The sequence below is a fragment of the Leucobacter weissii genome (assembly GCF_017565745.1).
Lineage (GTDB): Bacteria > Actinomycetota > Actinomycetes > Actinomycetales > Microbacteriaceae > Leucobacter > Leucobacter weissii.
This window is the reverse complement of sequence record NZ_JAGDYM010000020.1, coordinates 1-12,272: the sequence shown is the minus strand read 5'-3', so window position 1 is coordinate 12,272 and position 12,272 is coordinate 1. Positions and strand designations below refer to the sequence as shown.

10 protein-coding genes are annotated in these 12,272 nt (G+C 64.9%); 7 read left to right on the top strand and 3 right to left on the bottom strand.

Annotated features, from left to right (window positions below):
- Positions 1 to 39 precede the first annotated feature (39 nt).
- Positions 40 to 1,047: a TRAP transporter substrate-binding protein gene (locus J4H92_RS14920; RefSeq protein WP_208098969.1), complete on the bottom strand. Its 1,008-nt coding sequence runs from the start codon at positions 1,045 to 1,047 to the stop codon at positions 40 to 42.
- Between the two features lie 282 nt (positions 1,048 to 1,329).
- Between J4H92_RS14920 and J4H92_RS14915 the strand changes: the two genes are divergently transcribed.
- The 6 genes from J4H92_RS14915 (at position 1,330) to J4H92_RS14890 (ending at position 7,618) form a co-directional block, all read left to right on the top strand.
- Positions 1,330 to 2,388, top strand: a complete 1,059-nt coding sequence (locus J4H92_RS14915; protein ID WP_208098968.1) for an alcohol dehydrogenase catalytic domain-containing protein — start codon at positions 1,330 to 1,332, stop codon at positions 2,386 to 2,388.
- Positions 2,381 to 3,631 carry a RuBisCO large subunit C-terminal-like domain-containing protein gene (locus tag J4H92_RS15530; protein ID WP_208098967.1) on the top strand — a complete coding sequence of 417 codons (1,251 nt, stop codon included), beginning with the start codon at positions 2,381 to 2,383 and terminating at the stop codon, positions 3,629 to 3,631. Before J4H92_RS14915 ends, J4H92_RS15530 begins: the two co-directional genes overlap by 8 nt.
- Before the next feature lie 28 nt (positions 3,632 to 3,659).
- On the top strand, positions 3,660 to 4,958 hold the full coding sequence (locus J4H92_RS14905) for a four-carbon acid sugar kinase family protein (protein ID WP_208098966.1): 1,299 nt from the start codon (positions 3,660 to 3,662) through the stop codon (positions 4,956 to 4,958).
- Entirely contained in the window at positions 4,955 to 5,740 is a 786-nt protein-coding gene (locus J4H92_RS14900; RefSeq protein ID WP_208098965.1) for a DeoR/GlpR family DNA-binding transcription regulator, read from the top strand. Before J4H92_RS14905 ends, J4H92_RS14900 begins: the two co-directional genes overlap by 4 nt.
- A 74-nt stretch (positions 5,741 to 5,814) precedes the next feature.
- Complete coding sequence (locus tag J4H92_RS14895; protein WP_208098964.1) at positions 5,815 to 6,717, top strand: alpha/beta fold hydrolase; 903 nt, start codon at positions 5,815 to 5,817, stop codon at positions 6,715 to 6,717.
- Between the two features lie 10 nt (positions 6,718 to 6,727).
- The gene (locus J4H92_RS14890; RefSeq protein WP_208098963.1) at positions 6,728 to 7,618 is read left to right on the top strand and encodes a beta-keto acid cleavage family enzyme; all 891 of its coding nucleotides are present in this window, start codon (positions 6,728 to 6,730) and stop codon (positions 7,616 to 7,618) included.
- 330 nt (positions 7,619 to 7,948) lie between these two features.
- Here J4H92_RS14890 and J4H92_RS14885 read toward each other — a convergent pair whose 3' ends face one another.
- Together J4H92_RS14885 and J4H92_RS14880 are read right to left on the bottom strand one after the other, a co-directional pair.
- Complete coding sequence (locus J4H92_RS14885) at positions 7,949 to 9,502, bottom strand: CoA-acylating methylmalonate-semialdehyde dehydrogenase (RefSeq protein WP_243752437.1); 1,554 nt, start codon at positions 9,500 to 9,502, stop codon at positions 7,949 to 7,951.
- Positions 9,499 to 10,674 carry an iron-containing alcohol dehydrogenase gene (locus J4H92_RS14880; protein WP_208098962.1) on the bottom strand — a complete coding sequence of 392 codons (1,176 nt, stop codon included), beginning with the start codon at positions 10,672 to 10,674 and terminating at the stop codon, positions 9,499 to 9,501. Before J4H92_RS14880 ends, J4H92_RS14885 begins: the two co-directional genes overlap by 4 nt.
- A gap of 100 nt (positions 10,675 to 10,774) precedes the next feature.
- Here J4H92_RS14880 and J4H92_RS14875 point away from each other — a divergent pair, with 100 nt between their 5' ends.
- On the top strand, positions 10,775 to 11,704 hold the full coding sequence (locus J4H92_RS14875) for a LysR family transcriptional regulator (protein WP_208098961.1): 930 nt from the start codon (positions 10,775 to 10,777) through the stop codon (positions 11,702 to 11,704).
- The last annotated feature ends 568 nt before the right edge of the window (positions 11,705 to 12,272 follow it).

Here is a 12,272-nt window from a genome sequence, read left to right as displayed (position 1 = left end):
TCGGCCCGACCTGACGGTCGGGCCGACACCAGGGGTACGTCAGCGCTGCAGGTCAGCGATCGTCTGCGCGTCGATGCCGAGATCCGAGAGGACTTCGGCGACACGTGCCTCGACCGCGGCCCGGAAGGGGGCGAGGTCGGGCTCGGTGATCGTCATGCCACTCGCACGGAGCTCTTCGAGCTCCTCCTCATTGGTGGTGAGCTGCAGGTCGGACTGATACTGGCCGGCCTCGTCGATGGCGCTCTGGATGAGTTCCTGGTCGTCTTCGCTCAACCCGTCGAACCAGGCCGCGTCCATGAGGAGCGTCTGATTCTGGGTCATGTGCTTCGTCAGGGACATGTTGTCCTGCACCTCGAAGAGCGCGTTCTGGTAGATCGTGCTGATCGGGTTCTCCTGGCCGTCGATGACGCCCGTGTCGAGGGCGGTGTACACCTCGCTGAACGCCATGGGCAGAGTCTCAGCACCGAACGCCTGGATGGCGAGCGTGTGCAGGTCGGCCGGAGGTGTGCGGATGATGAGACCAGCCATGTCGCCGGGCACATTCACCTCGCGGTCCCCGGTGGTGAGGTTGCGGTTGCCGTACCACCACGAGTTGTCGAGCACGCGAAGCCCGGTGTCCTGCTCGCACTGGTCGATCAGGTCCTGGTTGAAGTCGGACTCCGTGATCTTGCGGAGGTTCTCATACTGGTCGCGGTCGGTGTCGCCCTGGATGATGTAAGGCAGCGCATAGACCCCCAGCGAGGGGCAACTGTCGGCTGCGAGCGCGGTCGCGACGAGCGCGATCTGGACGTTTCCGAGCGTGAGTCCCTCGACGAGCTCGGGCTCGGAGCCGATCTCTTCCGCGGGGAAGACCTCGACGGTGATTCGACCGTCGGACCCCTCTTCGACGATCTCCTTGAAACGCAGGGAACCGAGGTTTACGGGAGCGCTCGCCGCGACGGAGTGGCCGATCGTGATGGTGAACTCGTCGCCTTCGGCTGCGGCATCTCCGCCGCCCTCGGTGCCGGCGCCACGGCCGGCGCATCCGGCGAGAGCGAGTGCGGCCACGGTGATCATTCCTGCAGCGGCTAGACCTCTACTGTGCACGGTGTGTTTCCTTTCGCCATTGAAATTGGTTGCCGAGACCCTGGCGTCTCTGCCCTTGGGGACTGGTGCAATTGTGCGAACGAACGCACTCGGGTAGGCTAGCAGGGCGGGGGATGTTCGGTCAATCATCTGACGGAATCGCTAGGAATGCCCTGAATACGGGGTTCAGTTGACACGGAGCCACGAAACGTCGTAGCATTCGTGATTGTTCGCACATGCGGTAACCCAAGGGAGTGTCAGCCGATGAAAGCAGTCGTAAAGAGTCGAGCGGAGCACGGAGCCGACTTCGTCACCGATCTTCCCGAGCCCGAAGTCGGCGCCACCGACGTGCTCCTCGAGGTTGCCGCGGCGTCCGTCTGCGGCACCGACCGCGAACTCTACGAGTGGACGCCGTCAGCACAAGCGTTCAACCTGCGACTGCCCAACGTGCTCGGCCACGAGATCTCCGGAACCGTCATCGAAGTCGGCAAGGACGTCACCCGATTCGAGGTCGGCGACCGGCTCGCACTCGAGAGTCACGTGCCGTGCTACCGGTGCTATCCCTGTTCCGTGGGCGATGCTCACAACTGCACCAACATGCTGCTCCTCGGCATGCATATCGACGGTGGCTTCGCCGAACGGACCGCGGTCCCCGAGTCGGTCGGCGTCAAACTGCCCGACTCTGTCTCGCTCGAGGTCGGCTCGCTCATGGAGTCTGCGGGCGTGGCCTGGACGGCGATCGCCCGCAGTGGCTTCGCGGTGAACGGTGCGAACGTGCTGGTGAGCGGATGCGGTCCCGTCGGGCTCGTCGTCATCCAGCTCAGCATCCTCCTCGGCGCTGCGAGCGTCGTGGCCATCGAGCCGAACCCTTACCGCCGGCGCATCGCCGAGTCGCTCGGAGCGACGGTGCTCGACCCCTTCTCTGACGACGTCGTGGCGCACTGCCGCAACCTGAACCCCTGGAGGGGCGGTGTCGATGTCGCCTTCGAGGTGTCGGCTGCGCCGAGCGCGCTGCCCACCCTGCTCGAATCAGTGCGACGCGAAGGAGATGTCGTCACGATCGGGCATCCGAGCAGCGCAGTGCCCATCGACATCGCCGCACACATCAACAAGAAGGGAATCACCCTGCGCGGAGTCTTCGGGCGCAGGCTGTGGTCGACCTGGGAGGGTCTCAGCCAGATGCTCGAGTCGGGCCGCCTCGACCTCAGCTGGCTCATCACCCACCGCCTCGAACTCGACAAGTTCGAGCACGCGATCGAGCTGCTCACCGGCGACGCCAACAAGGTGGTGCTGTTCCCGAACGGTGTGCCCGCCCGTGGATGACGGTCGGATTCTCGCGACTTACCGGGTCGCGAGCTATCTCCCGCTCGACCACGCGGCCGCGGTCCTCGCGGGCGAGCAGTCGTCGGGCACGTTCACGAAGGTCGCACTCGAGTCCGACGACCTGATGCGAGTCCACGGGGCTCGCGTCGAGTCGATCGAGAAGAACGAAACGCCGATCGACCCACTGCCGGGCGCCGTTTCGGCCGGGGCCGGGGCCCCGCCGAGCGTTGCGACGGTGGCGGTGTCGTTCCCGGTCGTCAACCTCGGCCCGTCCATCGCTGCGCTGCTCGCGACAGTGGCGGGCAACCTGTACGAACTCCGGGAGCTCGCGGCGGTCAAGCTGCTCGACGTCGAGATCCCCGATGCGCTCGCAGCCCGCTACACAGGACCTCTCCACGGAGTCGGAGGCACCCGACGACTGATCGGCAATCCTTCGCAGACCATGATCGGCACGATCGTGAAGCCGTCGATCGGGCTGACACTCGATCAACTCGAGGCGCTCGTGCGCGAGCTGGCGGAAGCGCAGATCGACTTCATCAAGGACGACGAGCTCAACAGCGATCCACCGCACGCACCCCTGACGGATCGGATCCGGGTCGTCATGCGCACCATCCGTGATGTCGCGGACCGCACGGGCAAGCAGACGATGTACGCCTTCAACGTCACCGGCGACATGGACGACATGAAACGCGCTGCCGACCTCATCGCCGTCGAGGGTGGCACCTGCGTCATGGCGGCCATCCCGTCCGTGGGCTTCTCGGCATTCGCCGAATTGCGAAGGCACACCGACCTCGCCCTTCATGGCCACCGGGCGGGGTTCGGCGCCTTCGACCGCTCCCCGTCGCTCGGGATCGGCTTCCGAGCGTTCCAGCGACTGGCGCGTGTCGCCGGCGCCGATCACCTGCACGTCGGCGGGATCAACAGCAAGTTCTGGGAGCCGAATGATGCGATCGTCGACGGGGTCCGGGCCATCCAGGAGGACCGCTCTGTCGGCGCTCCCATGCTCCCGGTTCTCTCCTCGGCCCAGACGGCGGCGACGGCCGCATCGACGTACGAGCTTCTGCCGACGCCCGACCTTCTGGTGCTCGCCGGCGGCGGCATCCACGCTCATCCCGGCGGCGTCGCGGCTGGGGTGCAGAGCATGCGCGAAGCATGGCATGCTGTGGCGAGCGGCCACGACCCGCGGATGATCGCGACGCCTGGCTCGGCGCTCGACGTAGCACTGGACGCATTCGGGAGCTGAGATCGGCCGTCATCAAACGCCAAGGCTAATGTTCTACGGTGATGACTTCACCGGTTCTGCCGACCTCGTCATGCAATATCAGCGCTACGGCTTCGCGGGTCTCATCTTCCTCGGAGAGCCCGACGTCGACAAGCTCCGCGATGCCGCCGAACGGTATCCGGTCGTCGGGATCGCGGGCGTGACGAGGGCTATGCCGCCCGAACAGATCGAGCGCACCATCGCGCCGGCGCTTCGAGCGTTCCATGACCTCGACCCGGACTTCGTCCAGTACAAAGTGTGCTCCACCGCCGACTCGTCGCCGACGATCGGCAGCTTCGAGCCGGCGGTCCGGCTCGGCCGGGAACTGTGGGGTGCGCGTCCGGTGCCTGTGCTCGTCGCCCAGCCGGCGCTGGGCAGGTACACGGCCTTCAGCAACCACTTCGCCGTCGACCGGGGTGTCGTCTACCGACTTGACCGACAGCCGGTCATGTCGAACCATCCGACGACCCCGATGCGGGAGGCCGACCTCCGCGTACACATCGGCGAGCAGGTCGAGGCCCCGTTGGGGGCGGTGACACTCGAGGACCTGCGCGGGCCTGACCGCGGAATGAGCCGGTACGACACTGCAGCGAGCGAAGGACTCCCGGCGGTCGTGATCGACGGCATGACCACCGAAGATCTGCGCCGGGCAGGCGAACTGGTCCTCTCCTCTGCGGCAGGCGGGACCGCCTTCGCGATCGGTTCGGGCGGACTCAGCACCGGCATCGCCGCCGCCCTCGGCGCGACGCCGTCGACGACGATCCAGACGATCCCTCCGGCGAAATCACCGATGCTCGCCGTGTCGGGGAGCTGCTCGCCGTTGACGAGCGACCAGATCGACCGAGCGGTCCGCGACGGCTGGGTGGGCGTGCCGCTCGACTCGACTGTCGATGCCACGCTGTGGGAATCGGAGCTGGAGCACGCTAAACGCCACGCGCTCGAGGCCCTGCTCAGCGGACGAAGCGCGATCGTGTATACCTGCGGTGAGGGTCGCACACGTGAGGCCCGGCCGGTGAGCGTCACGAAAGTCGCGGCAGCTCTGGCCCGTGTCGTCCGCTTCGCGCGAGAGGAGAGGGCCCTGGATCGGGTACTCATCGTCGGCGGAGACACCTCCGGGCACGTCGTCACCGAGCTCGGGGCGCACGCGATCGTCAGCCGGGGAGTGGTCGGCGAATACACGCTGCTCTTCGAACTGATGTCGGATGATCCGGCGGTCGATGGGCTCGAGGCGGTGCTGAAGGGCGGCCAGGTCGGCGGCGAGGACTTCTTCGAACTGGTGCGCACCGGGGAAGGGCAGCTGACGCGATGAGTACAGGAGGTGCGACCTCTCTCGGTCGGGGTTCGCCTTACGGCGAGCGACGCGAGTACATTCTTCGTCTGCTGCGCGAAGGCGGTCAGGTCGACGTCGGTGCTGTCGCGCAGGCGCTCGCGGTCTCCGAGATGACCGTGCGCCGCGACCTGGCCCGCCTCGACTCCGAGGGTCTCGCCCGCCGCGTGCACGGCGGCGCGACGAACCGGCGCCCCGACTTCTCCAACCGTGCGGGCGTGATGCCGGATGAGAAGGCGCGCATCGCGCGCGCCGTCGTCGGTCTCATCGATCGCGGTGACACCGTCGGCATCGATGCGGGAACCACCTGTCGCGCTGTGGCACGGGAGCTGGCGCATCGTGACGACATCTTCGCGGTCACGAATTCGATCCAGTCGGCGTTGGAGTTCCAGCACTCGCGGAGTGCCGCGATGGTGCTCGGCGGCATCATCACGTCCGAGGCGTCACTCATCTCGAATGTGTCGGCTCCGACGCAGATCGTTCACCTCGACAAGCTCGTGCTCGGCTGCGGCGGCGTGTCGGTGGCCGACGGGATCAGTTATTTCGACCTCGCCGAGACAGACGTCCGTCGGCGGCTCGTCGACGCGAGTGACACGGTGATCCTCGCCGCCGACCACTCCAAGCTCGGACGCCGCAAGCCGATCGTGCTGGCCGCGCTCGACATCCTCGACGTGCTGGTGACCAGCGCTGAGCCGCCCGATGACCTTCGCGACGCGCTGCGCCGCGCCTCGGTCGAACTCGTCGTCGCCCCGGCTCACGCCTGACCGACCCAGCCGGCACGCCGCTGCCTGGTGCATGACAGTCCGCCGTGCGCGGACACCGACTCGAAGGAGAGCAGATGCGAATCGTCGACCACCGCGGAGACCCGGTCAGGCACGGCCGTGCAAGGGTGAACGGGATCCGCCTGCACTATGTGACGGCCGGGCAGGGACCGGCGCTGCTCTTGGTGCACGGGACCCCGAAGACGCACTCCTACTGGTCTCGGATCATTCCGATGCTCACCGAGCGCTTCACGGTCGTCGCCCCCGACGTGCGCGGCTTCGGCGACAGCGATCGGCCGCTCACCTCGGCCGGGTACGACTCCGAGACCATCACGACCGACCTGGCCGAGCTCATGGATGGCCTCGGTCACGAGACATATGGCGTGCACGGTGAGGATCGCGGCGCAGAGTACGCGTATGTGCTCGCGGGGCGGTTCCGTGACCGGGTGACGCGACTGTCTTTCGGCGAGATGATGCTCTCCGGCCTGGGACTGGAGGAGATGTCGTACCTCAACGAGGAGAACCTCCGGGCGCGCATGGAGCGGCGGGGGACCTGGAAGTGGCACAACCCGTTCTTCTTCATCCCGGATCTTCCCGAGTTCCTGATCACCGGGCGCGAGCGCGACTTCTTCACCTGGTGGATGCGGGCAGAGATGTGGGATCCGACCGCGCTGCCCGACGAGGCTGTCGAGGAGTGGACTTTCCACATCGCCTCGCCCGGCGGGCTGCGTGCACTCCTCGATACCTATCGAAGCCCGTTCGCGAACGGGGCGACCAATCGAAGGCTCGCCGAGGATCCCCTCTCCATCCCGGTCATGGCGACCGGAGCGAGGGAGTTCTATGGACCGTACGTCGGCGAGCTGATGCGGCGCGTGGCGACAGATGTCACCGAGCATCTCTGGGATGACTGCGGTCACAGCCTTGCCCTCGAGCAGCCTGACCGGCTGGCGCGCAATCTGATCGAGTTCATGAGCGAGTGAGGAGCGAGCCTTGTCGACCGAGATACTCAACACCCCGCTCCTGATCGAGAACCGTTGCAACGAGAACCGGAGACGCACCTCGACCGAGCCGGTGCCGTACTCGCCCGAAGAGATCGTGGACGCGGCGCTCGATGCCGAGGAGCGCGGCGCGACGATCTTCCACTTCCACGCCCGCGACTCGCGGAGCGGCGATCCGCTGCATTCGACCGAGGCGTATCGCGAGACGATGCGACTCCTCAAGGCGCACACCGATCTGATCGTGCATCCCACCACCGGATACACGGACGCGACCAACCTCGACAGCCGCGTACGGCCGATCGTCGAGATGAGCGTCGACGCGGCGGTCAGCGCGGATATGGCGGCTCTCGCATTCGGGGTCACGAACCTCGACAGGTGGGACGATTCGAGCGCGCGATTCGAGCCCGGTGACCTGGTCTACCGGAACACCCGGCAGGCTCTGGAGCACACGATCGGAGCGTTCTCCGAGATCGACCTGCCGATGATCAGCGTGTGCTGGGAGCTCTCGCATGTGCGGACGGCGATGGCTTACCGGAATGCCGGTGCGTACCGTCAGCACCGTCTGTGGCAGTTCGCGCTGACGGGCGGAACCCTGTTCGCCAGTGGGAGCCCGACCGTCGAGACACTGATCGCGATGCGGGCGGAGATCCCCGCCGGCGAGCCGTGGATGGTGTGGTGTCAGGGCGGCGATGTGCTTCCCCTCGCGGCTCACGCCATTGCGATGGGCGGTCACGTCGGCATCGGCTTGGGCGATTATGACTATCCCCGACTCGGTGCCCCGTCGAACGGCGAACTCGTCGCAGAAGTCGTGGAACTGGCGCGCATCGTCGGCCGCCCGATCGCGACTCCCGCGCAGGCGCGGGAGCTTCTGAGCATCTCCTGACGAGGCGTCGCCCACGGTGCGATACCCGCCCCGGCAGGACCGAGGGCCCGAGCGGGCGCGCGCTTGCACCACGACCCTCCACCGTCCCCGCCTGCCGATCGGGTTGGGGGCGGACGCGCTGGCCAGCGGCGGGCCAGTCCGTGTACCGTTCCCTCGGTGATGCCCGCGTCGCGAGGCTTCGCCCGCCCAGGGCAGCGAACCACCCGTCACCTTCTTTACCGCGAGCGACACCGAGAATCTCCTTGGTGACTTCGTCGGTTGACACGACGAGCCCGCTCCTGCGCCGGATGGCCTAGGAGCGGGCTGTGGGCGGAGCGCGTCACACCTCTCTCAGTTGTTTTGGGGGAAGCCCAGGTTGATCCCGCCGTGGGTGGCCGGGTCAAGCCAACGACTGGTGATGGCCTTCTCTCTGGTGAAGAAATCGAATCCATGGACGCCGTACGCCTTCGCGTCACCGAACAGGGAGTCCTTCCACCCGCCGAAGGAGTGATATGCGACAGGCACGGGGATCGGCACGTTGATGCCAATCATGCCGACCTCGACCTCGTTCTGGAAGCGACGAGCCGCACCTCCGTCGTTCGTATAGACCGCAGTGCCGTTGCCGAACTGACCGGAGTTGATGAGGTTGAGCCCCTCTTCGAAGGTCTTCACGCGGATGACGGAGAGCACCGGGCCGAAGATCTCCTCCGTGTACGCGCGTGAGGTGGTGGGCAGCGCGTCAATGAGCGTCGGCCCGAAGAAGAAGCCGTCCTCGTGTCCGTCAACGGTGAAGCCGCGACCATCGACGACGATGGTGGCGCCGTCCGCCTCGGCGATGTCGACATACGAGGAGACCTTATCGCGGTGCACGTCGGTGATGAGCGGCCCCATGTCCGGCTCGACACCATCCGCTCCCGCGCCGTTGCCGATGCGGAGCTTCGCGATGCGATCGGTCACCTTTGCGATGAGTTCGTTCGCGACGGGCTCAACGGCGAGCACGACGGAGATCGCCATACAGCGCTCACCTGCTGCGCCATACCCAGCGTTGACGGCCTGATCGGCGACGAGGTCGAGGTCGGCGTCCGGAAGAACGAGCATATGGTTCTTCGCCCCGCCCAAGGCCTGGACGCGCTTGCCGTTCTTGGAAGCGGTCTCGTAGATGTACTGGGCGATGGGTGTGGAGCCAACGAAAGAGATCGACTGCACGACGGGGCTGTTCAGCAGCCCATCGACGGCGAGCTTATCGCCTTGCAGCACCGTGAAGACGCCGTCCGGAAGCCCGGCTTCCTTCCACAGCTCTGCCAACCAGATTGCCGCGGAGGGGTCCTTTTCACTTGGTTTGAGCACCACTGAATTGCCGGCCGCGATGGCGATAGGGAAGAACCACATCGGGACCATGGCCGGGAAGTTAAAGGGGCTGATGATGCCGACGACGCCGAGAGGCTGCTTGAGAGAGTAGACGTCAATCCCCGTCGAGACGTTCTCACTAAATCCTCCCTTGATCAGGTTCGGGAAACCGGTAGCGAGTTCGACCACTTCCTGGCCGCGTAGGATCTCGCCGAGCGCGTCAGAAACGACCTTGCCATGCTCGGCCGTTATGATCTCCGCCAGCTCACGTTTGCGTGCGTTCAGCAGTTCCCGGAAGGTGAAGATCACCGCTTGACGCTTGGCAATGGAATAGGTCTTCCAAACCTGGTAACCACGCTCAGCTGACGTGATGGCGTCGTCAACGTCACTCTGATCCGCCAGGGCGACGTGAGCGGAGACTGCACCGGTTGCCGGGTTGAAAACCGCGGCCGAGCGACCACTTGTGGAGCTGCGTCGCTCGCCTCCGATCCAGTGGCAGATCGTCGGGATAGCCGCCGAGGCGCCCGTGGCGTCGCGAGCGTCGGTCATGTTCGTCATGCTTGCTCCTTCTGGAGGTCAAAAATGGTGTGGAAGATCTCGGCGATCTGCTCTTCTGTCGGAACCCGGGGATTATTCGCCGGAGATCCAGAAGCGATGGCCTGGGCGACCATCACAGGAACCAGTTCGGCCCAATCCTCACGCTCGATTCCGAGTTGCGCGGGGGTCGGCACCTCAAGATCGTTGGCCAGGGCCCGAAGCTCCGTCACCAGCTCGGCACCGAGCTCGCCGGTCGTGCTGTCCGGAGTTCCGAGGCCCAACTCCCTGGCGCACGCCGCATACCGCTCAGGAGCTGCATCGACTGAGAAAGACGTCACCTCAGCGAACAGCATCGCGTTCGCCAATCCGTGAGCGATGTGGAAGTGCGCTCCGAGGGGACGGCTCATGCCATGCACGAGTGCGACGCTGGAGTTAGAGAAGGCCATGCCCGCCATGGTGGCGGCTGCCATCATCTCGTCGCGAGCGACGAGATCCGCGCCCGTGTACGCGCGACGAAGGTTTCGTCCAATGAGCCGGACGGCGGTGAGTGCGAGTGCGTCTGAGATTGGATTGGCTTTCGTGCTGACGTACGCTTCGACTGCGTGAGTGAGCGCGTCGATCCCGGTGTCCGCCGTCAACCGTGGCGGCATCGTCGTCGTGAGCTCATAGTCGACGATCGCCGCAGCTGGCATGTACGACCCGCCAGCACACAGCATCTTCTCACCCGTGCGGCTATCGGTGATGACCGTGAACCTTGTCGCCTCCGAGCCGGTGCCCGCAGTCGTAGGAATGGCGATGACAGGAAGCGCCGGTCCGTCGTAAGACGCTGGGGCCTTCAGCTCGTGCATCTCACCGGAGTACTTCGCGAGCACCGCCATAGCCTTCGCCGTGTCGATGGGGCTTCCTCCACCCAACGCGATGACACCATCGGCATCGTGTTCGGACGCGGCCTGAACGGCGGTAGCGACCGACACCGTCGTCGGATCAGCCACCGTCTCCGCGAACGAACCTACAGCGAACCCCGCAGCCGTCAGGAGATCGACGATCCGATCGAGCCCCCCCGAGTCTTTCAGAAAGGCATCCGTGACAACGAACGGGCGAGTGATGCCGAGTCTGCTGACGATGTCTGCCAGCTCCGCTACCGCACCGCCCCCGACCAGAACGAGCCGCGGAAAGCTCACCTCATATGTCATGTATGCGCCTTCCGTAGTGTGAATGTGTGCTTCCAGCTTTGCCCGCATAATTGCCTAAATCAACGCACGGAAACGCAGTTGAATCTGCAATAATGCCGGTATGGACATTAGTACGGATAACCTCAGGCTCATGCTCGAGTTATCGCGCACCGGGCGCCTGTCCGACGCTGCCAGCAGGTTGCAAGTGGATGAGACGACGCTGTCGCGTCGCATAGGGCGTCTGGAGATCGCGGTCGGTCACCGGCTCTTCGACAGGGGGCGCGGGGGTTGGCAACTGACAGAAGTCGGCCGCCGGCTCCTCCCTTTCGCGGAGACAATCGACACTACGCTCGCAGCGGCAGCAGAGACATTGAGTTCAACGTCCGGATCGTTGTCGGGGACTATCCGCATGCTGGCGCCCGACGGGTTCGGAGCCTATGTCCTCGTTCCTGGGCTTGCTTCGTTCCATGAGTCGAATCCCGAGGTGTACCTCGAAGTGTTGACGGCAACTTCACACGACTTCCTCGTTGCGCGCGACTTCGACCTTGCTGTGACCCTGGGGCGGCCAGCTCGACAAAGTACGCGAACGGAAAGACTCGCCGAGTACGAACTGGGACTATACGCGTCAGTTGACTACGTCGCACGCCACGGCGTACCGAGCGACTTGAACGCGGTCCGTTCCGAGCACACAATCATCTGGTATGTCGACTCTGTTTTGGATGTTCAACCGTTGCGCATCCTTGACCAAGTGTTTCCCGGAGCCCGCGCGAAAGTGCAGACGAACAACATCTTCGGGCATCTCACCGCCGCACTTTGCGGAGTTGGCATTGCCCCCCTCCCTACGTACATTGGAGAAGATAACCCCTCGCTCTTGCGGTTGCTGCCGTCAGAGTTCAGCGTAGAGCGGACGTATTCGCTCGTCATCCCAAAACAGATCACACAGCTTGGCCGGATTCAGGCGATGGTGGAGGCGCTGAGGGGACTCGTGTCCGCGCAACCCGGCCTTCGCGCAGTTCGCCCGAAGCCGGGCAGCGGCTACCAGTCGCCGTAGTCAATCGCTGGGTCCGTGCGAATGTCCACGAGTATCCCGTCTGGGTAGCCGACTGAGTGCCTGCTGCATCGACTCCTCCCCAGACCGGTGGTAGCGAACGTGCAGGTGTGAATGAGCTGGCCGGGGCTCGGAGCACTGAGGTATTTCCAGGCCGCCATCACGAACCTTCCCACGTCAGTGATTGGGGGGTGTGGGGACGAGGGTGGGTGAATTGTGCTTGCATTTTTCATGCGTTTGGGGGTCGAATTGTGATTGAAATTTGGTCTCGACGATATCTCGTCGATTCTCGACCGCGGAGTCGATGCAAATCGCATCTCCGCACTATTGCGCATCCGGCGCGCTGAGGTCGAGCAGGAACACCGCATCGCCGCTGACCGACTCGTTGCCGCGGGGTCAAGTCCCTGGTAGTGGTGTAGCGCTCGGTCCTTCGGTGTGGAGGGTTGTCGCGCGTCAGACTATGTGGCAGGGCTGTTAGTTGAGTCCTGAACGGAGAGTCCGACATGGGAAGACCACCCCAGATTCCGGTGGAGAAGAAGACAAGGATCGTGCTGAGCGTCCTTGCCGGTGA